General features: G+C 36.3%; 18 protein-coding genes, 1 pseudogene and 1 CRISPR repeat array. Of the genes and pseudogenes, 14 read left to right on the forward strand and 5 right to left on the reverse strand.

Features of this window, described 5'->3' with window-relative positions:
• The first annotated feature begins 192 nt into the window (after positions 1–192).
• From cas1 to csn2, 3 genes are read left to right on the forward strand one after another with little or no spacing between them, the layout of a single operon-like run.
• Positions 193–1,107 (forward strand): type II CRISPR-associated endonuclease Cas1, encoded by a 915-nt coding sequence (gene cas1, locus H3T48_RS07190; RefSeq protein ID WP_198189003.1) that lies wholly within the window; start codon positions 193–195, stop codon positions 1,105–1,107.
• Positions 1,085–1,390, forward strand: a complete 306-nt coding sequence (gene cas2 / locus H3T48_RS07195) for a CRISPR-associated endonuclease Cas2 (protein WP_187158499.1) — start codon at positions 1,085–1,087, stop codon at positions 1,388–1,390. The genes cas1 and cas2 overlap by 23 nt, the downstream gene beginning before the upstream one ends.
• A gap of 11 nt (positions 1,391–1,401) precedes the next feature.
• On the forward strand, positions 1,402–2,055 hold the full coding sequence (gene csn2, locus H3T48_RS07200; RefSeq protein WP_232349907.1) for a type II-A CRISPR-associated protein Csn2: 654 nt from the start codon (positions 1,402–1,404) through the stop codon (positions 2,053–2,055).
• A gap of 32 nt (positions 2,056–2,087) precedes the next feature.
• Positions 2,088–2,915: a CRISPR direct-repeat array (repeat unit 36 nt; unit sequence GTTTTAGATGGTTGTTAAATCAATGATGATTAGAAC).
• A 32-nt stretch (positions 2,916–2,947) separates the two neighbouring features.
• Here the strand turns inward: csn2 and H3T48_RS08960 are convergent.
• The 3 genes and pseudogenes from H3T48_RS08960 to H3T48_RS07215 all read right to left on the reverse strand — a co-directional run.
• Positions 2,948–3,046: pseudogene (locus tag H3T48_RS08960) on the reverse strand (helix-turn-helix domain-containing protein); the annotation flags it as partial.
• A gap of 298 nt (positions 3,047–3,344) precedes the next feature.
• Positions 3,345–4,598 carry a glycosyltransferase family 2 protein gene (locus H3T48_RS07210; protein ID WP_370567537.1) on the reverse strand — a complete coding sequence of 418 codons (1,254 nt, stop codon included), beginning with the start codon at positions 4,596–4,598 and terminating at the stop codon, positions 3,345–3,347.
• Between the two features lie 218 nt (positions 4,599–4,816).
• Positions 4,817–5,731 (reverse strand): proline-specific peptidase family protein, encoded by a 915-nt coding sequence (locus H3T48_RS07215; protein ID WP_198189006.1) that lies wholly within the window; start codon positions 5,729–5,731, stop codon positions 4,817–4,819.
• 278 nt (positions 5,732–6,009) lie between these two features.
• Between H3T48_RS07215 and H3T48_RS07220 the strand changes: the two genes are divergently transcribed.
• From H3T48_RS07220 to H3T48_RS07240, 5 genes are all read left to right on the forward strand, one after another.
• Positions 6,010–6,459, forward strand: coding sequence for a DUF3290 family protein (locus H3T48_RS07220; protein WP_198189007.1), 450 nt, complete (start codon positions 6,010–6,012; stop codon positions 6,457–6,459).
• A gap of 12 nt (positions 6,460–6,471) precedes the next feature.
• Entirely contained in the window at positions 6,472–7,107 is a 636-nt protein-coding gene (locus H3T48_RS07225) for a DUF421 domain-containing protein (protein WP_101138703.1), read from the forward strand.
• 13 nt (positions 7,108–7,120) lie between these two features.
• The gene (locus H3T48_RS07230) at positions 7,121–7,945 is read left to right on the forward strand and encodes a Sir2 family NAD-dependent protein deacetylase (protein WP_198189008.1); all 825 of its coding nucleotides are present in this window, start codon (positions 7,121–7,123) and stop codon (positions 7,943–7,945) included.
• Positions 7,946–7,954: 9 nt separating this feature from the next.
• On the forward strand, positions 7,955–8,908 hold the full coding sequence (locus H3T48_RS07235) for an exonuclease domain-containing protein (protein ID WP_198189009.1): 954 nt from the start codon (positions 7,955–7,957) through the stop codon (positions 8,906–8,908).
• Positions 8,909–9,008: 100 nt separating this feature from the next.
• Positions 9,009–9,896, forward strand: a complete 888-nt coding sequence (locus H3T48_RS07240) for a DNA/RNA non-specific endonuclease (RefSeq protein ID WP_198189010.1) — start codon at positions 9,009–9,011, stop codon at positions 9,894–9,896.
• A 239-nt stretch (positions 9,897–10,135) separates the two neighbouring features.
• Here H3T48_RS07240 and H3T48_RS07245 read toward each other — a convergent pair whose 3' ends face one another.
• Entirely contained in the window at positions 10,136–10,960 is an 825-nt protein-coding gene (locus H3T48_RS07245; protein ID WP_198189011.1) for a helix-turn-helix transcriptional regulator, read from the reverse strand.
• Between the two features lie 839 nt (positions 10,961–11,799).
• On the opposite strand from H3T48_RS07245, the gene H3T48_RS07250 reads away from it, so the two are divergent.
• The 5 genes from H3T48_RS07250 to H3T48_RS07270 are packed head-to-tail and all read left to right on the forward strand — an operon-like array spanning position 11,800 to position 17,218.
• Positions 11,800–12,885, forward strand: a complete 1,086-nt coding sequence (locus tag H3T48_RS07250) for an ABC transporter ATP-binding protein (RefSeq protein WP_198189012.1) — start codon at positions 11,800–11,802, stop codon at positions 12,883–12,885.
• Positions 12,885–13,751: a carbohydrate ABC transporter permease gene (locus tag H3T48_RS07255; RefSeq protein ID WP_074425974.1), complete on the forward strand. Its 867-nt coding sequence runs from the start codon at positions 12,885–12,887 to the stop codon at positions 13,749–13,751. Before H3T48_RS07250 ends, H3T48_RS07255 begins: the two co-directional genes overlap by 1 nt.
• Entirely contained in the window at positions 13,752–14,576 is an 825-nt protein-coding gene (locus H3T48_RS07260; protein ID WP_109715108.1) for a carbohydrate ABC transporter permease, read from the forward strand.
• On the forward strand, positions 14,560–15,855 hold the full coding sequence (locus tag H3T48_RS07265; protein WP_198189013.1) for an MBL fold metallo-hydrolase: 1,296 nt from the start codon (positions 14,560–14,562) through the stop codon (positions 15,853–15,855). The genes H3T48_RS07260 and H3T48_RS07265 overlap by 17 nt, the downstream gene beginning before the upstream one ends.
• Positions 15,856–15,904: 49 nt before the next feature.
• Complete coding sequence (locus H3T48_RS07270; protein ID WP_198189014.1) at positions 15,905–17,218, forward strand: extracellular solute-binding protein; 1,314 nt, start codon at positions 15,905–15,907, stop codon at positions 17,216–17,218.
• A 57-nt stretch (positions 17,219–17,275) separates the two neighbouring features.
• Here the strand turns inward: H3T48_RS07270 and H3T48_RS07275 are convergent, their stop codons facing one another.
• Positions 17,276–18,187 (reverse strand): LysR family transcriptional regulator, encoded by a 912-nt coding sequence (locus tag H3T48_RS07275; protein WP_198189015.1) that lies wholly within the window; start codon positions 18,185–18,187, stop codon positions 17,276–17,278.
• Between the two features lie 111 nt (positions 18,188–18,298).
• Here H3T48_RS07275 and H3T48_RS07280 point away from each other — a divergent pair, with 111 nt between their 5' ends.
• A complete protein-coding gene (locus H3T48_RS07280) occupies positions 18,299–19,546 on the forward strand; it encodes an MFS transporter (RefSeq protein WP_198189016.1) in 1,248 nt (415 codons plus the stop codon).
• The last annotated feature ends 1 nt before the right edge of the window (position 19,547 follow it).

Genomic DNA, 19,547 nt, shown 5'->3' on the forward strand with positions numbered 1-19,547 from the left:
ATTTTTGTGCACAAAAAAACCTCCGCTATAGAGCTGAGGCAGGACGGTAATAATACCGCGTTGAAACTTCATATCTTAAATGATATGTCGCTTGATTTTAAATCTGGTTGTTAAATCAATAATGATTAGTTGCTGGGAGCTACCCAACAAACTTATTTTAACATTTATTTTAGAAAATACAAGGAGAATTTTATGGGATGGAGATCAGTCATTATCACACAACATGCCAAGTTAACCTACTCAATGAATATGATGATTGTGCAAACGCGTGATGGCATTAACCAAATTCCAATTGAAGATATTAATTTGCTACTTGTTTCAACAACGCAGGCAGTGATTACCAGTGCATTAATTAGTAAATTAGCTCAAAATCAAACTAAAGTTATTTTTGTTGATGAAAAGTTTAATCCTGTTACCGAAACAGTTGATTATTATCCAGGGGCACGTAATGCTAATAAGCTGGAACTACAGTTTAATTGGCATCAAAGACGAAAAGAATTATTGTGGACTAAAATTGTTAGTACCAAAGTTAAAAACCAGATTGCTGTTTTGAGCAATTATCATTTAAAGACAGATACTGTTCAAGCTGAGCTAGATAAGTTGGAATTAAATGATGTGACTAATCGCGAGGCAAGTTCTGCACGCAAATATTTCATGCTTTTATTTAATAAAGATTTTGTTAGGCGAGATACTAGTGCGGTAAACGCGGCCTTAGATTATGGCTATGCTATTTTACTTTCAAGTTTTACACGAGAAATTGCTGTAAATGGTTATTTGTCTTACTTTGGCATTCATCATTGCTCAAATGAGAATCAATTTAATTTAGCTTCAGACTTAATGGAACCTTTTCGCCCATTTGTCGATTATTGGGTAAAGGCACACGAAAAGATTCAGGAATTAACGCCGGATATAAAATATGGTTTAGTCGAACTTTTAAGCTTAGAAATTATTTTTAATGGTAAGAAAACTCTTCTAACTAATGCAATTACAACATATGTAAGAGAATGTTTGAAGTTTCTAAGTGATAATGAAAATAATGCCTTGCCAGAAATGGAGATGAGTTTAACTAATGAGGTACCGAATAATGCGCTTAATGATAATGTTTGACTTACCAACTGAAACTGCTCAAGAAAGAAAAGAGTACCGTCAGTTTCGAAAGAAGCTAATTAATGAAGGTTTCGTAATGGTACAATTTTCTGTTTATGTAAGAGTTTGTGTAACTAGACAGACTGCAAAATTCTTAGAAAAGCGGGTTGAAAATTTTTTGCCTCATGGCGGACTGGTTCAATCACTAATGGTAACAGAGAAACAATATAATGATATGCGTTTCTTAGTCGGAAAGCCTGTCGAAGATGTGCGTAATACTTCTGATCGGACGGTGATTTTATGATTCTGTCATATTTGACACACAAAAAGTGGAATTTACGAAATTCAGGAGTGACAGTTATTACTTTACAAAGTCCGATTGCATATCGTGATTTAGTTCAAGGATTTAAAGGGGAAAACAGTTTGCTGCTTTGTAGCGACAGAGACTTTAATTCTCTAGAAATAACTAAAACTTTTGATTTCGTGGGAGACCCATTACTCAGTGAAGACATATCGAAAAGATATTTAACCCTTATAATTAACAGCTATTCGAGGACTATAGACGAAGAAAATAGAAATAAAGTCTTTAAAGCTTATTACAACCTAGAGACTGTATTGCATGATTCACTTTTACTAGAAGATCTTCCGATAGACATTGACTTTAACGAAGATTTGAAAAAGCTGTTAAAGTTGTTGGAAATTCATTTTGATAGGAGTATATTAACTAATCCATATGCTATAATAGAAACTGTTCTAAAAATTCATCAAAATTATGATTTGGGGACAATTCCTGTATTTTGTAATGTAGCGCATTATGTTGATGAGCAGGAATGGCAAGAGGTAGCTAATCTTGCTATGGAAGTCAATTTAAGTGTGATTTTTCTTGAATTTACTAATCCTCAAAATTTGAAAATATCTAAAAACATTACTTGTTATTATATAGATCAAGATCTAGTCGATTGGTACTAACTGCTATATTAAAATTTGATTATAAAAAATCGGTTTTAGATGGTTGTTAAATCAATGATGATTAGAACGCTGATTGTGCTGGGCGTGCAACTAGTTTAGTTTTAGATGGTTGTTAAATCAATGATGATTAGAACGAGCTGATAGCTAACAGAACCAGAGGCAAGGTTTTAGATGGTTGTTAAATCAATGATGATTAGAACCAATCGTCTAATAGTCGCTACTGTAAAAAAGTTTTAGATGGTTGTTAAATCAATGATGATTAGAACCATCAGCACCTAAATTATCTTCGGCTTCAGGTTTTAGATGGTTGTTAAATCAATGATGATTAGAACTAAAAAAGGTATTTTGATACCGAATATTTTGTTTTAGATGGTTGTTAAATCAATGATGATTAGAACTTTCAGGAGGGAATATGACAACTAATTTTAGTTTTAGATGGTTGTTAAATCAATGATGATTAGAACTGGTCAATGATGCTCAATCTGGACCACGTCGTTTTAGATGGTTGTTAAATCAATGATGATTAGAACCTTCGAAGACTAAGCTAACTAAGGATGCAGGTTTTAGATGGTTGTTAAATCAATGATGATTAGAACCGTTCAACTTACCCGTTTGTCGTTCGGCTCGTTTTAGATGGTTGTTAAATCAATGATGATTAGAACATTCGCGTGATGAATTAGCATCTACTATAGGTTTTAGATGGTTGTTAAATCAATGATGATTAGAACATACGACTAAAAGCTTTGATATCGAAGTAAGTTTTAGATGGTTGTTAAATCAATGATGATTAGAACATGTCTTGCCCTTTTGTAAAAGTGGCTTCAGTTTTAGATGGTTGTTAAATCAATAATGATTAGAACTCCATTACTCCATCATCTGCTTCAATATCTGTATTAAAATACTTTGCTAATTTGTATGCAATATTAATGGTTACATTGGTTTTAGACTTATTACTTTCTATCTTTCTAATATAAGCTACTGATACACCAGTTACTGTGGCTAAATTCTGCTAATCTGTTGTGTATTATTACGCTTCCTAAGTGGTTTTTTGTTGGGTTCAATATATATACTGTTTTATATGGAAGTCAAGCTTGCGGCGCTATGTTAATATACTAATAGCTAGTACTGCGCTTTCATGTATTTAAGGTTTTAGATAGCTGTTAAATAGACGATAATTAGAAACAAAAAGTCTCTTTCTCCAATTAATTGAATCAATCCATGACATAGTACAATTACATAAAGAAAAAACGCGCCAGATAGAGCGCGCTTTTATTTTGCTAAAATAAAGTCTAAGTATGACTAGTTTTGGTCCAAGAATTATTGCCGATTAATTCTCTACCAATTGATCGGTAGGGGATAAATGATAATAACCAGCGGTAAACACCAAAACTAAAAATGATTCTTAAAATCTCAATTGGGTTGTTAACGGTACTAAAACCAGTTTCAAACCACTGTTTTTTAATCATTAAACCATTAATAGTGTATTCAGTTAATAACAGAGTCAGGATAATCGCTAAGCTTGCCCCCAAATTGAATCTGGCATAAGCAATCAACGTTATAACAGACACGATTGATGATGGAACCACGATAACTGATATATAAGGCACCAATAAAAATAATAGGATAAAGGCCTTAACTCCAGCTGACATCCGGTCAGATTTGATAATTTTTCCACCATAGATTTTTAGGCATTGCAGACCACCTTGACACCATCTTGTGCGCTGACGGATTAGCTTGCCAAGATTAGTGATACCCTCTTGTCTAATTGCAGCGGTATTTAAGAAGGTGCCATAATAACCTCTTAACAGTCCCTTTAGTGAAAACTCACAGTCTTCAAGCAGAGAAGAAGACCAACCAACTTTTTCCGCCATGGTTAATGTGACAAATTGTCCATTGCCTGATGCGAGAGCCGAACCCCAATTAGTACGGGCCATCTGCAACAAGCCATTGTAAACGGATAATTCAAAGTTCTGCATAATCGTCAGATTGTCGACGGTGTTATAGACATCTACGCGTGTTTGAACCAAGTCATAATTAGAATTTTCAAAGGCATTAACTACTTGGTGTAAATAGTTACTATCAAAATGACTATCTGCATCAATAATTCCAACTAACGTTTGTTTTACAGGAAAATTCATTTTAAGCAGATGATTAATTGCGTCCTGCAGGGCTGGTCCTTTACCTTGCTGTGCATTAGGCTTAACGCGATGAATAATGTAGAGATTTTCAGGGTTAGATTGTGACCACTCATCTAGCAATTCTGTAGTGCCATCGCTCGAAGCATCGTCTATAAAAACTAGTTTTAAGTCAATAAAGTCTTTGCATTTATCGTGTAATGTAAGCAATCCTAGCATATCTCGCTTCAATGTCGAATATTCATTCATTGCAGGGATTAAAAGAAGCAATGTATTGAATTTACGCTGAAAGCGAGGATATTTTTCTTGCTTAATATGTTGACTAAATGTTAAGTAAAGGCTAAAACACAAGTCAAAAATAAAGGCACACCCACTGATGATAAGCATAGCCGCTATAAAATACCTCATTTTATCAGCTCCTTGTTATTTAACAGTTACTATTTTTCATGTTCATCTTACCACCATTATTAAGAAATCAGTTAGAAAATGACTTATCAGTTAAGACCAAATTAATATATGAAAATATAGAGTGAATATAGCGTGTCATTTACTAACTAAAAATAACAAAAAGCAAGTAGAATACTACTTGCTTTTACTAATGTTAAATTTAATTGGGCTAAAATCAGTTATTCACCTTTAAAAGTGCCGTTTTCTACTTCACGAATGAAATCAGCCAAATGCTTGTAGTAAACATCTGGATTATCAACCATGTGGTGGTGTCCACCATCTGGAGTTGTTACTAGGCGTGAGTTTGGAATCTCTTTTTGCATAGTTTTAGCAGTTGAGATTGGCATTGTTTCTTCTTCGCCAAAAGTTAATAAGGTTGGGACAGTGATCTTCTTCAATTGGTCTCTAAAGTGCCAGTCCTTTAATTTACCAGTGATAACAAACTCATTGTCACCTTGAAAAGCATTATATACTGCGCTTCCGCCAATATCATTTAAGTGGTAGAGCTTAGAAGGCTGCTTACGATCAACAAAATTGATGTTTAAAATGTCGACGTCTTCTTGATAACGAGTGTTGTCGTAGTCATTTTTTTCTTCACATTCGTGCATGAAGTCAATTTCAGTTTGTGGCAAAACTTGTTGGCGGCGGCGGTTAACAGAAGCAACGTATTCATCGATTTCGTCAACCATGGAAGAAATAATTGCGCCTTTTAAATGGTTACCATATTTGACAGCATATTCTTGAACAAGAAGACCGCCCCAGCTTTGGCCGATTAGGTAAAAGTTGTCTAAGCCGAGCTTTTCACGAACTTCATCAACTTCATCTAAGAAATATTCATAAGTCAGGTATTTTTTAGCGATTTCGGGATCGGAATAGTCAGGTTGATCTGAATAAAGTGATCCTAGTTGGTCATACATTGTTACTTGAACGTCTAGACCTTGCTTTTTAAGTTGATCAGCAGTATCTTCCCAATATTCATGGTTACCGCCAGGGCCGCCGTGTAAACAAAGTAAATGAATGTCGCCTTGTCCTTGGGTATTAGTCCAAAGATGGTAACCGTTGTCTAAAGTAATAATTTTGGATCCAGTTTTCATATTTTTCTCCTTACTTTTTATTAATCAATCTCTATTTTAGCCTATAACGAGTTAAAGCAAAACAGGACAAAAAGAAATAGAGTATGCTTTTGGAGCTAAATTTACCTAGCAAGCTTGAATCAATCACTTCTAATGAGTCTTTGCTATACTTAAATTAGGTGGCTTTATTTGGTCAGCTAGCTAGTGAAAAAGCTGATTATAAAGCCATAAACGAAGTTATAGCGCAACTACTTGCCGGCTTTTGGGTAGCTGCTATTTTTAAAAAAGGTGGGAATGTTATGACTTTTTATACACTTAAGTATATTGAGCAGAATCAAAATACTAACAAAACAATTTTGTATATTCTAATTGCGGTTGCGGCGGCTGCTATGATTGCTTTTACCGTCCTCTATTTGCGACACCGGTTTAACACCCGCTATCGTGATTTAGGTATTATCGCGTTATTATTCTTGCTGTTATTTGGTGGCACACAATATGAAAAATATGTTCAAACCAACCTGGTTAAGTCTCAATCAGAGCAAATTACACCGTTTATTAAGTCTGTCGCCAAGGATTTTGGGGTGTCTAATAGTGATGTTTTGGTAAGTTCGACGACACTTCAAGACGGCTTGATAGTACGGATTAACTCAAAAGATATTGATTATCAGTTAGAACTAAATGATGACAATAACACTTATTCTTTGAAACAAGCGCATGTGATTAATCATCAAGTTGATATAAAGAATTAGGAGGAGATTGAGATGGACTATACGCAGCTCTTTATTAAATTCGTTTTAGGTGTGTTAACTTTAATTTTTCAAATAAATGTTTTTGGTAAAACCAATATTGCTCCAACCACAGCTCTTGATCAACTCCAGAACTATGTTCTTGGTGGGATTATCGGCGGCGTGATCTATAATTCCAGTATTTCAGTTTTGCAGTTTTTACTAGTACTAATTGTTTGGACATTAGTGGTCTTTATTTTGAAGTTTGCGCGTGAGCACAGCAATTTTATTCGCAGCTTAATTGACGGTAAGCCAATTCAGATTATTAAGGATGGGCAAGTTTTAGTAAAAAACTGCTTAAAAGCTGGTATTTCTGCCAATGAATTAATGTTTAAATTGCGTAGTCAGGGAATCTATTCTGTTGATAAAGTAAAGAATTGTATTTTTGAAAAGAACGGGCAACTGACTGTAATTAAAACAGATGAGAAAAATGTCCGTTTTCCTTTAATAAATGATGGTCAAATCAATCAAGATGTGCTTGAATCTATTGATGAGGATGAAAACTGGCTGAAAGAAGAAGTGAAAAAAGCCGGCTTTAATGATCCTAGTGATATCTTTTTAGCTGATTTTGAGGATGGTCATGTTTCTTTCACGGGGTATGACCGAAAATAAGAAAGAGTAATTAATGGAAAATCTGAATAAAGCACAGCAATTGCTTAACGATGCGGATGTTGTGATTGTCACTGCAGGCAATAAAATAGCAAAAAATGAAGGACTTGATTTACTGGGAACAGAAAATTTTGAGCAAGATTTTCCGGAAGTTGCTAGTAAATATCATGTGAATTCAATTGGGGATGCTCTTGATCACATGTTTGATTCCTGGGCTGAACAATGGTTATTTTGGAGTCAATTAATTGAAAAATATTCACTTAATTATGTTCCAAGTCCAGCAATGAAAAAACTGCGTGAATTAATTGGCGAAAAAAAGTTTTTTATTGCTACCTCAACTTTTGGACATTTTTTTGAACAAGCTGATTTCAATAAAAATCGAATCTTCAATGCGTTTGGTGACTGGACGATGATGCAATGCTCAAGTGGCGTTAATCATGGTGCTAAAAGTGACCAAGAAGTTGTCCGGCAAATACTGACAGCCCACCAAAGTGGGCAAGACATAACTAAGCTAGTTCCGAAGTGTGAGCAGTGTGGTCAACCAATGGAGATTCACATGCCGTTAAACGAGCACTTTTACCCAGATACAGACGCTAATACCCGTTTTCGCTGGTTTTTAACTGGGAACGAAGAGGAAAAAGTGGTCTTTTTGGAGCTCGGTGTTGATGAAACGAGCCCTCAATTATTTGAGCCAATCATCAGATTAGTTCAACAATTCCCACAATGGACTTATGTAGCGGCAGATTATCAACAAGAAATGTTACCGCTGGACATTCAAGATAGAAGTGCGGCCGTAAATGCGGATACTGCAAGTGTATTGCAGGCTTTAGTTACAGATTAGGAAGATTGCATGAGTATTTATGTCAAAAATGGCGTTTTGCACGTCACGGGTTCTCAGGATAAATTGCGTGCGAAAGGTGAAGAAAAACCAGGCTTTATTTCTGATTACACAATGCTTGATATTGAAACAACTGGACTTAATCCCTATCGTGACCATGTGACTGAGCTGGGTGCGGTCAAGGTGCGCAATAACGAAATTGTTGCAGAATTTAGTAAGCTAGTCGTTTACCCAAGATCAAATAAGGTTCCTGCCTTTATAACTAAATTAAACGGGATTACTACCGAGCTTTTACTTAGCGAGGGTGTGCCTGTTAAAGAAGCGATGACTGAATTTCGCGAATTTATTGGTGACGACATTATTATTGGCTATAACGTTAACTTTGACTTGAACTTTTTATATGATTTGACGGAAAAATTCCATCTGCCAGCATTGAATAATGATTATGTTGATGTTTTGCGACTTGCACGTGCGTACTATCCATTCCAGCATAATCGATTGCTAGACTGTATTCAACGTGCTGGGATTGCAGAGGAAGAGCAGCATCACGGCTTGGCTGATTCAATCGATACCAAAAAGGTTTACGATGATTTTCGCGATCATTTTACCGATGAACTTTTGGCAGAGGCGCAAGGCAAAATCAAAAACGTGGACTTACTTGAAGCAGAACTTGAGGCCTGGGAACTAGGCTTTCGCAATCCGATTAGTAACAAGCTAATCACATTTGCAGATGGAATTGGCATGGATAATGATGAAGCAGCTTTAATGGTTAATAACATGGGTGGCCAAGCCCAAACCATTGTTACTCCGGAAACCAATTATTTGATTATTGATGATGATCACTTTTTCAGTAAAAACAACGAGGCATGGCAGAAAGCTCAGGAATACAATAAGAATGGTAGTAAGATTAAGCGACTATCCGAAAGTTACTTCTTAAATATGCTTGATGAATGGGCTAGATCTTAAAAAGCAGAGAGAGCAATCTTTGCTTTTTTTATTTACCTTTGTTGCAAACAGCAGTTCGATTGGCTATACTTAGTTATTATTTAAGTAAGGGACTGACTAGATGGCTCGCAAGCGAAGACGACGAAGTAGAAAAACTAGTGGTGGTGATTTTTGGGCAATTGTCATTATCATTCTTTTTTTGTTGTGGTTTGTTTCAACCAAAGGTGGCTCAGATCCTAGTGGACACCAAGCAATCGAACGTATTGGACGTAATGAACCAGCTAAGAAAAACAAAATTGACCAGGCTAAACCAGCTGCCAAAGTATATGGTGGGTTATCACAGGAAGATTACGCTAAATTAGCTAAGCTTGATTTTAAGAGTGGCGATGAAGCCTACATTACAGTGAATAATGATAAGTCGACGCTAATTAAAAATGCATGGCGCGTTAACCGCGTTATTTATGCAAACTTGGATGATTTAAATCGGACTTCACGCTCAAACACTGCCTTTTTGGAAAAAAGAAATGTTGCTAATGATAGTTTACGAGTTCAGCAATATGTTCAACCGACAGCTTGGCACTACAATCGACGCAATGGGACGCAAATTTATAACCGCGGACACCTAATTGCGTATTCTGTTTCTGCGGGAATTGATCAAGCAGGTAATTTTAACCCTCGTAATCTTTCCGGTGATCAGAATAATCCTAAAAATTTATTTACGCAGTCGGCCTATTCAAACCAAAGGGTTCAAACTATTTTTGAAAGTAGGGTGCGAAAAGCACTAAGAGAAAATAAGCGAGTTATCTATCAAGCTACGCCAATATTCCGTGGCGAGGAGCTAATGGCACGGGGAATTAACTTGCAGGCTGTTTCGACTGATGGCACACTCGACTTTAATGTTTATTTATTCAATGTTCAACCTGGTTTTTCGTTCAATTATCAAAATGGACGCGCAAAGGTTAACCGCGAAATACAAGTTAAAAATGAAAATCAAAAAGCTTACTACTAATTATGTAGTAAGCTTTTTTCGCGCAAAATGTGAAATAATGGAACATTTTTAAATGGTAGTGATTCACCCTCTTAGAATTTAGAGTAAAGGAGGATGATTAGCTAGGCAGAGGGAAAGTCAGATAAATTAAAGTCTGCTTTCCTAAATATAATTCTATTTTGTAAAAGCAATAAAAATATACCCTTCTAGAGACTGCTTAAATAAATTAGCGGTCTTTAGTATTGTCTGTTGTAATCGCGTTAAGACAAGCGGGAATCAAACTGCTCAATTTCATCTTTTAATCCATTATAGACATCGTCTGCTTCAATCTCTTTAAGCACTTTTAAACAATAAAGTGCTTCTTTTTTATCTTTTTGGCAAATTGCGAGTCGCCCTTTAGCCATTAGTAATTTATCATAGCGAAAGGTTGCTTTGGCCAAGGTAATTGCTTTAACTAATATCATTGCAGCATCATCAAAGTTCTGTCTGTTCATCAATATGGCTGCTTTGTTAAGAACAAAATTGGTTTCTAGCGATTTTAAAAATGGATATTTTTCTTCAATTGTTTTAATAGCACGATTTGAAATACCAATCATTGTGTCATCGTCAAAAACGAAGAAAATCATGTTAAGTAAATAGAGATCAAGAACATTCCAGTTGTCAGTTTTGGACACCTGGTTTTTCCAAAGTGGTATGACTAAGCTACGTGCTTCGCGTAAGCTGCTTGCATTAAATGCTTTTAGAATGACTTTGATTTTTTGAATCTCCTGATCATTAGGAAATTGCTCACAGCGATTAAGCAAAGAAGCTATTTTATTAACTTCAGAATTATAGGCAATATTGAAAAGATCAAAAATAATTTGTTCTTTGGTATTAAACTGATAATCGTTTCTTATGTAATCAAATTCAATTTGGGTGATGCCCAATCGTTTGATCAATTTTGTTGCATTTTCATAAGAAGGTTCTTCAAATGAATTTTCGATTTTAGAGAGCGTGGTTCGATTAATTAAAGAGCCAGCTAACTCAGATTGGGTAATACCGCGCGCCGTTCTGATCCCTTTTATTGTTTCCCCGAAAGATTTCACTGCAAGTTACCCCTTTCAATGGCTTATCTGAATAAGGTTAATGTGAAATAAGCCAACAATTCACTAAACTAATCTTTAGTTAGTACTATTATTTAATTGTAAGGGATATATTATCATCACTTTATGAATAAATGATGAATATATGTATTCTTTAAAACTTATAGGTTTCACAGAAAGAAGGGGAAAAATGATTTCTAACTTTATTTTCTTATTTGGCTGCTTAGCAGCACTATTCTAAAGTAATGATGCCGAATTGAGTAAGTTAAACTTCATTTAATAGTTCATACTAATTAAATTGCAAATGCAAAACTATATTTTCAATAACATCGTAGACAAGCAGATTATTTTGTAGTTATTAGTAAGCTATAGAATGAAATATTGTAGTGGGTTTATTGAGTGCATTTTTTAAATGCATGATGGAAAAGCACATTCCTAACGACAGTCATGGGAGTGTGCTTTTTGCATGCGGTCAAAGATGATATTATTCTTAAGTTATTTTATATATATAAATATCTAAGCAACAGAATTAGATGAAAAAGATAAAATTAATATTCGGATTAAAAAAGCACTTTATGGAAAAATTGCTTCAAAGTTGACTTGGCAAGTCTAGTTAACAATTAGGTTGAATCGAAAGATTAACAAAAGCAGAACATTATGAATGATTTGGTGTCAATAATTTGTAGTTTTAGCCATAAAAACGAATATTGAAAGAAAAAGCAAGTGTTTTTTTATTGAAGTACGAATTTTTATTAGATAAAACCGGTTGTATTCAGCTGGTTTTTATCATAAAATTAGTGAAGAAAAACTTTAAGCAATACAAGATATAGTGGTGCAGATTAATGGATAACAACAAATTCGTTGAAGTGAAAAATCTCAGAAAAGTTTATGATAATGGACATGAAGCAATCAAAAATGTCAGCTTTTCTGTTAAAAAAGGTGATTTGGTTTGTCTCTTAGGACCTTCTGGTTGTGGGAAGACAACCATTCTGAATATTTTAGCAGGTTTGCTTAATCCAACTTCAGGTGAAATTCTATTTGACGGGAAGTCAGTAGTAAATGTCGAGCCTAAGGACCGGCATATTGGTTACGTTTTTCAAAACTACGCGTTGTATCCTCATATGACGGTCTTGCAAAACGTAATGTTTCCTTTAATAGTGGGCAAAAATAAAAAGTCTAAACCTGAGGCGCAAAAAATTGCCGAAAAGTATATGGAATTAACGCAGATTACTGAATTAGCTGATCAAAAGCCTGGTAATTTATCTGGTGGACAGCAACAGCGAGTGGCGATTGCGCGTGCGTTAGTTCAAGAGCCTAAGATTCTTCTGATGGATGAGCCTTTAAGTAACCTTGATGCCAGATTGAGATTGAAGATTCGTGAAGAAATTCGTTCTTTGGTTAAATCTGTTGGCATTACAACCTTATTTGTTACTCACGACCAAGAAGAAGCCTTATCAATTGGTGACAAAATTATTTTATTTAATGATGGTGTTATTCAACAAGATGACTTGGGTGAAAACTTCTATTTAGAGCCTAATAATTACTTTGTTGCTAACTTTGTTGGTAACCCCGTAATTGACAACTTTAAGGTAACAAAGACCGATGATGAATTGCAGGGAACTGACTTCACTATCAAGTTAGCCGATTTAGATGAATCACGCTTTAAACGCTCAATTCCTAATGGCGAATATTTATTATCCGTTCGCCCTGAGAACATTGTTCCTGCTTCAGACGGTATCCTTAATGTGAAAGTTGATGATGTCGAGTTAATTGGTCGAGAACGTATACTGAAATTCACACATGATGAATCTCAAGCACGTTCTTTGATTAGTCTTGAAGTACCAGTTAATCATGGTGATCAAGTTAACCTTAAGATGAGACTTGACCGTGTATTTCTATTTACACCTGATGGGGAGCGGGTTTACTAATGAAGACCAATCAGAAAAAAGCATGGCTGTATTTAGCACCAACAATTATCTTTGTAACTTTATTCAGTATTTATCCTATCTTACGTGCCTTTGGCATGAGTTTCCAAAGTGGATCACTAATCGATTTAACTTGGACGGGATTCAATAATTATAAGTACATTTTTAATGATCCCGAGTTTTGGTTGGCAATTAAAAACACCTTACTCTATGCCGTGATTTCGGTACCGGTTGGTCTAGCAATTTCAATTATGCTAGCTTGGATTATTTTTGACAAAGTTAAGCATAAGGCATTGTTTGAGACCACCTTTTTCATGCCATATGTAACGTCAACGATTGCAATCGGAATTGTCTTTCGTTACATTTTCAACGGCGATTATGGGATGTTGAACTTTTTGTTGCGGGCTGTGCATTTGCCTGCACCGGATTGGATTGACGACCCAGCAATGTCTTTAACAACTATTATTATTTTCGGTATTTGGTCTTCTTTGGCCTTCAATATTGTTATTCTGATGGGTGCACTTAGGAACATTGATCCTAACTTCTACACGATTGCCGATATGTATGGTGCTAGCGGCAAAGACAAGTTTTGGCGAATTACAATGCCACAACTTGTTCCAACAATTGCCTTTTTGCTGACAATGAATATCATTGGTGCCTTCAAGATTTATACATCAGTCTATGCGCTGTTTAATGGTGCAGCTGGTGTTGGTAACTCCGGAACCACTGCTGTGTTCTACATTTACAATAAGTTCCAAACAGTGGGTACTCCAGGGGTTGCAATGGCAGCGACGGTTGTCTTGTTCCTGATTATCTTATTTGCAACATTCTTACAACGTAAGATGATGAAAAAGATAGGAGAAAATTAAATGAAAAAGATTCGTTTAGGTGTTGTCTTCAGCTATATTATCTTATTCATCTTTGCTTTCATCACCGTTTTTCCATTCATTTACATGATACTAGGCGGATTGATGAACTTTCAGGAAACAACATCAATTCCTCCAACATTAATTCCGCACCACTTTGAGTGGTCCAACTATGCAAAGGTTTTTGCTAGAGCCCCATTTGGCCGCTACTTCTTTAACACAGTTTTGACAGCAACAGTTACGACTGTAGTTAGTCTATTTAATTCACTACTTGGTGCCTTTGCAATGGTTAACCTGCGCTTCAAGGGTAAGGGTGTCATCCAGATGGTGATGCTTTCTCTTTTGATGGTTCCAGGTGAAGCAATTATTTTTACTAACTATAATACAATTGCTCATCTCGGCTTACTTAACACCTATATTGGTTTGGTTTTGCCATTCCTAACGTCAATTTTCTACATGTACTATTTACAAAGTTATTTTGGCTCAATTTCAACCACGATTTACAAAGCGGCGATGATTGATGGCGCAAGCGACTGGGATTACATTTGGAAAATTTTGGTACCAATGTCAAAGAGTGGTCTCTTTACAGTTGGTTTGTTGAGCTTTATTTCAGGCTGGAACTCATTCTTGTGGCCATTACTTGTTACCAACGAAGACACGATGAGACTGTTAAACAACGGTCTGTCTGCCTTTGCTTCTGATGCTGGTAGCGAAACCCAATTGCAACTAGCAGCTGCAACACTGACTGTTTTACCGATTTTAATTTTGTATTTCATCTTTAGAAAACGGATTATTAAGGGAGTAGTACGTAATGACATCAAAGGCTAAGACATCTATTACTTTTTATAATGGTCTAACAACTATTGGCGGACCAATGATCGAAGTGGCTTATAACAAATCACATGTTTTGTTTGATTTAGGTGAAGTATATCGTCCTGAATTAGATTTGCCTGATGAAAAATATCAAACTTTGATTGAAAATCAGTTGATTGGTGATGTTCCTAACTTTTACAATCCTGAACTTACTGGAAAGCCAATTGATCATCAACGCTGGGAACATGCTGCTGCCTATATGTCACACTTGCATCTTGATCATAGTAAAGCAATGAATTTCTTGGCACCTGAGATTCCGCTATATGCAGGCCCACTTACTGCCAAGATGATGCCAGCTTTAAATGAACACGGTGACTTTTTATTACCAGCTGCTGGTCATGAAGCAAGCTACGTTCGACCAATTATTGCAGCGGAGTACCGCAAGCCAATTCTAGTAGGTGATATTACGCTTGAAGTTTGGCCGAGTGACCACGATGCTTATGGTGCAACAGGTTTAATTATTACTACTCCAGATAAGCGAATTGCATATACTGGTGATATTCGCTTACACGGTTATCACCCTGACTGGGTACACGAATTTTTGGCAGCCGCTAAGAACTGTGATGCCCTGATTATTGAAGGTACCGGTGTTTCTTGGCCTGAAGAAAAACACGATCAATCAAGTGAAGAATTCACTGGTCCAAAGAATGAAAATGAACTGACTGCTCAATTTGTTGAATTGCAAAAAGACAATCCTGAGCGGCAGATTACATTTAATACTTATTCTACTAATGTTGAGCGACTCTTGCGCATTATTGCAGATTCACCGCGCCGCGTTGTTTTGCATGCGCAAAGAGCGCACTTGCTCAAGGAAAGCTTGGGCAAGGACTTTGATTACTATTACTTGCCAGGGGAAGAGAAATTTGCAGATTTGCAACCGGAACTAGCAGTTTCTTATCAGGAACTGCTAAATGACAGTCATGCATACCTCTGGCAAGCAGTTGGTAATTATACTGACTTACAGGAAGGTGGATTATACATCCACTCAAACGCTGAGCCGCTGGGTGATTTTGATCCAGCTTATCAGCCTTTCCTGCAAGCTTTGTCAGATAAAAAGATTGAGTTCAAAGGCTTGCGTTGTTCCGGTCACGCAGATGAAAAAGAACTCAAGGAAATTATTAAGGAGGTTCAACCAGCAACCTTAATTCCGGTGCACACATTGCATCCGGAGCTGGAAGAGAACCCATTTGGAGAACGGATTTTACCGAAGCGCAATCAAACTATTACGCTTTAGTTAATCAAAAAATTGTTGTTTAGTTTTTATTTTTTGGGAGGTTTACCAAATGAAGTTTAGTAAAAAGCTTGCTGCCGCTTTTGCAGTTAGTTTGACACTAGTAGGTACTGCAGCTTGTTCTAATGGCGGAAGCAATTCTTCTTCGTCATCATCATCTAGCAGTTCATCTAAGATTACCAAGGTTAAGAAGAATACCACTATTACTTTGTGGCACGGAATGACCGGGGTACAACAGGATACCTTAAAGGAATTAACAAAGGAATTCGAAAAGGATAATCCTAAGATCAAGGTTAAGTTGGAAAACCAAGGTCAATACAATGACTTGCAAGCTAAGATTAATTCAACTTTGCAGTCACCAAACAATTTGCCAACAATTACACAGGCTTATCCTGATTGGCTACAAACTGCAGCCAAGAATAAGATGTTGGTAGATATGACACCATACATTAACAACAAAGAAGTTGGTTGGGGAAGTGCTAAGGCTTCTGATATTAAAACCGCTCTTTTAGATGGTGCTAAGATTAACGGAACTCAATACGGTATTCCATTTAACAAGTCAATTGAAACTTTAACTTACAATGCTGACATGTTTAAGAAATACGGTATCAAGAAAGCTCCTACTACAATGGAAGAATTGAAGCAGGATGCTAAGACAATTTATGAAAAGAGTAACCATAAAGTTGTTGGTGCTGGTTTTGACTCATTATCAAACTACTACACTTTAGGTATGAAGAACGAAGGCGTAGACTTCTCAAGCAAGATTGACTTTGCTGGTGCAACTTCTAAGAAAGTTATCAACTACTATGCTGATGGTATCAAGGATGGTTACTTCAGAGTAGCTGGTTCAGAGCACTACCTATCAGGACCATTTGCTAACCAAAAAGTTGCAATGTACATTGGTACTTCAGCTGGTGAAGGTTTTGTTAAGCAAGGTGTAGGCAACAAGTTTACTTACGATGTTGCTCCACGTCCTGGCAAATACACTATGTCACAAGGTACTGATATCTACATGTTTAACCATGCATCTGCTGATCAAAAGGCTGCTGCATTCATGTACATCAAGTTCTTAGTTTCAAAGACTAGCCAACTTAAATGGGCAAACGCAACTGGTTACATCCCAGTTAACAATGCTGCTGCAGAGTCTTCTGAATACAAAGACAACAAGAAGATTAAATTACCAGCTAAATTGGAAGACGCAATGAAGAACCTCTACAGTGTTCCTGTTGTTAAGAACGCTGGAGCTGCATATGGTCAATTAAACCCAATTATGCAAAATATTTTCGCTGCTGCACAAAAGAAACAAAATGTTAATGATGCAATTAACACAGGCAAGTCAAAATTTGATGCTGCTTGGAAGCAATAAAAACTAAATAGCAAGATTATAAAAAGGATTCGTCTTGATGACGAATCCTTTTTTGCTTTACCACTGCGTTTTTGAAATATTAATGGCTTGTGCAATGTACTTGTTGACTATGTTAATGTTAGCTCTTTTTTCTGAGTTGACTAGCGACAAGATACCATAAGACAATTTTTGATCTGTTTTTAAGGGAATATAGCGCAAATCGGTATCGTCTTTGTTGTATAAAATGCTAGGGACTATGCCAATTCCCATTTTTGCTCGGACATATGCGATTAAGACCGAGGAGTCAATTTCCTCTTGGTAGTTAATGTCGTAGGGACTACTTTGTAAACTAAATTTCAGACTTTCAATTGCAGGAAAATTATCGTGGCCATTCCACAAATAAATTTGGCGGTTAGCCAAGTCGCTAAAATCAATGTTGTTTTTAATAAAAAGACTGTCACCCTGCGGAACAACAACGGAAAAGCCTTTTTGTAATACTTCGACGTAATGCGTTTCATCCTTTTCGTTAATAATATCTTTTTGCATGAGCATCAAATCAATTGTCCCATCGCAAATCAGCTTGTTGATATTGTGTTCTTGACCAGGATCAACGAAAAAAGGCTTTAGCTCAAGATTAGTCTGCGTATTGATTAGTCTTAGTGCAACAGGTAACCACTTTTTTTCAAAGGGCAGATCTGTGTAGCCCATCTTGATTTTAGGACGCATAATGGCGCTACTTTGGCGCAGATTAATAATTGTGTCGTTAATTTCAGCCGTGGAAAGCACCATTTGATTATAAAAAATCTTTCCTTTATCGGTTAATGCTATTTGGTGATAGCCACGTTTGAAGAGCTTTACCTGTAATTCCTTTTCTAAGTTCTTGATGTTTTTAGAAACAGTTGATTGTGAGAGGTACATTTTTTGTGCAGTTTGCGTGAAGTTTAGTGTTTTAGCCAAAGTTAAAAAACAGTTCACCTGAGTTGAATTCATGATTTAATATTCCTTTTTGTCATTATGCCATTCGGTTTTCAGTTTATCACACCCTCATTATTGATGTAATATCAAGCTGTATTCAAGAATTAGTATTTAGAGGTGATTTTGATGAATAATCAAAAAAGGAATATTAGGCCCTGGGTAGTTATGTGCTGCATAGGTTTGATTTCTGCAGCATGTTTGGGCTCAAGTATGGTTTTAATGGGTTCATTTTTAGCTCCATTAAGCCAAGCTCTACATACTCAGGTTTCAACCTTATCTTACTACTACACAGTTTTGGTTTTAACAATGGCTGTGATGACACCAAATGTTCCCAAAATTTTGGCTAAGGTAAACAATCGCTTGTTATATGTAGTTGCCAGTTTGGCAGTTGCAGTCAGCTTAATTCTGATGCCGCATTTTACCAATATTTGGCTCTTTTTCATTATTGCCATCATTATCGGGATTGCGATTTCATTTATGTCGTTTACACCAGTTGGTATTTTGCTTGATAACTGGTTTGCGGAAAAAGCAGGTTTTGCGGTTGGACTTTGTTGGGCAATTACTTCTGTTTTTCAAGGAATCATGAGCCCAATTTTATCAGTTTTAATTGAAAAGGTTGGTTGGCAAAGCAGCTTAACAATTTTAGCTATGATTGTAGCTGTCTTAAGTGTGCCTTGTGCTTTATTTGGTGTTAACTTCTCACCTGAAAAAGAAGGACGTAAGCCATATGGCTTTAATGAACAGGCGGCACAAAACGACGCAGCTGAAACGGTTAAACCTGTTTCTAATCATGAACTCTTCAAGTCAGCCACTTTTTGGCTTTTACTAGTAATCGTAATTTTGTTACAATTCCCAGCTGTCTTAAATCAGATGTTTCCAACTTACGCTGTTTCTGCAGGCTTTGATGGTGCTGCGGGCGGCTTCATGGTTACTTCAGCAATGCTATTTGATATTTTCCTCAATCCATTAGTTGGTTCAACTTGTGATAAGTATGGAGCAGAAAAAGCAAGTTTAGCATGGCTTTTGTTGGCAGTTATCTCTTATGCACTATTAATCATTGCCACCAATACTCGTTCTGCTGGCTTGGCAATCTTCAGCGCAGGGATTAATGATGTTTTCTATGTATATCTCGGAACTGGTATTACGACAATTGCAACTGCAGCTTTAGGTAGAAGAGCATTTGCTAAAGGATTTTCTTATATTAACTCAATTGCCTTTTTAATTGGTGCATTCGCAATGCCAGTTAATAACTTGATTGCGGAAAAAATGGGCGGCTTTGTTGCGGTGTACATTTTCTTTGCAATTATCACTGTAGTAATTATGGCCTTAGTAGCCGTTATTGCTAAAAATCACTTTGATCAATCACATAGTTAGG

This window comes from Lactobacillus sp. M0403, assembly GCF_016101265.1.
Lineage (GTDB): Bacteria > Bacillota > Bacilli > Lactobacillales > Lactobacillaceae > Lactobacillus > Lactobacillus apis.

Excerpts from the sequence above, each read along its gene's own strand:
- cas1 (WP_198189003.1), top strand. The coding sequence starts at position 193 with ATGGGATGGAGATCAGTCATTATCACACAACATGCCAAGTTAACCTAC.
- cas2 (WP_187158499.1), top strand. The coding sequence starts at position 1,085 with ATGCGCTTAATGATAATGTTTGACTTACCAACTGAAACTGCTCAAGAA.
- H3T48_RS07210 (WP_370567537.1), bottom strand. The coding sequence starts at position 4,598 with ATGAGGTATTTTATAGCGGCTATGCTTATCATCAGTGGGTGTGCCTTT.
- H3T48_RS07215 (WP_198189006.1), bottom strand. The coding sequence starts at position 5,731 with ATGAAAACTGGATCCAAAATTATTACTTTAGACAACGGTTACCATCTT.
- H3T48_RS07220 (WP_198189007.1), top strand. The coding sequence starts at position 6,010 with ATGACTTTTTATACACTTAAGTATATTGAGCAGAATCAAAATACTAAC.
- H3T48_RS07225 (WP_101138703.1), top strand. The coding sequence starts at position 6,472 with ATGGACTATACGCAGCTCTTTATTAAATTCGTTTTAGGTGTGTTAACT.
- H3T48_RS07230 (WP_198189008.1), top strand. The coding sequence starts at position 7,121 with ATGGAAAATCTGAATAAAGCACAGCAATTGCTTAACGATGCGGATGTT.
- H3T48_RS07235 (WP_198189009.1), top strand. The coding sequence starts at position 7,955 with ATGAGTATTTATGTCAAAAATGGCGTTTTGCACGTCACGGGTTCTCAG.
- H3T48_RS07240 (WP_198189010.1), top strand. The coding sequence starts at position 9,009 with ATGGCTCGCAAGCGAAGACGACGAAGTAGAAAAACTAGTGGTGGTGAT.
- H3T48_RS07250 (WP_198189012.1), top strand. The coding sequence starts at position 11,800 with ATGGATAACAACAAATTCGTTGAAGTGAAAAATCTCAGAAAAGTTTAT.
- H3T48_RS07255 (WP_074425974.1), top strand. The coding sequence starts at position 12,885 with ATGAAGACCAATCAGAAAAAAGCATGGCTGTATTTAGCACCAACAATT.
- H3T48_RS07260 (WP_109715108.1), top strand. The coding sequence starts at position 13,752 with ATGAAAAAGATTCGTTTAGGTGTTGTCTTCAGCTATATTATCTTATTC.
- H3T48_RS07265 (WP_198189013.1), top strand. The coding sequence starts at position 14,560 with ATGACATCAAAGGCTAAGACATCTATTACTTTTTATAATGGTCTAACA.
- H3T48_RS07270 (WP_198189014.1), top strand. The coding sequence starts at position 15,905 with ATGAAGTTTAGTAAAAAGCTTGCTGCCGCTTTTGCAGTTAGTTTGACA.
- H3T48_RS07275 (WP_198189015.1), bottom strand. The coding sequence starts at position 18,187 with ATGAATTCAACTCAGGTGAACTGTTTTTTAACTTTGGCTAAAACACTA.
- H3T48_RS07280 (WP_198189016.1), top strand. The coding sequence starts at position 18,299 with ATGAATAATCAAAAAAGGAATATTAGGCCCTGGGTAGTTATGTGCTGC.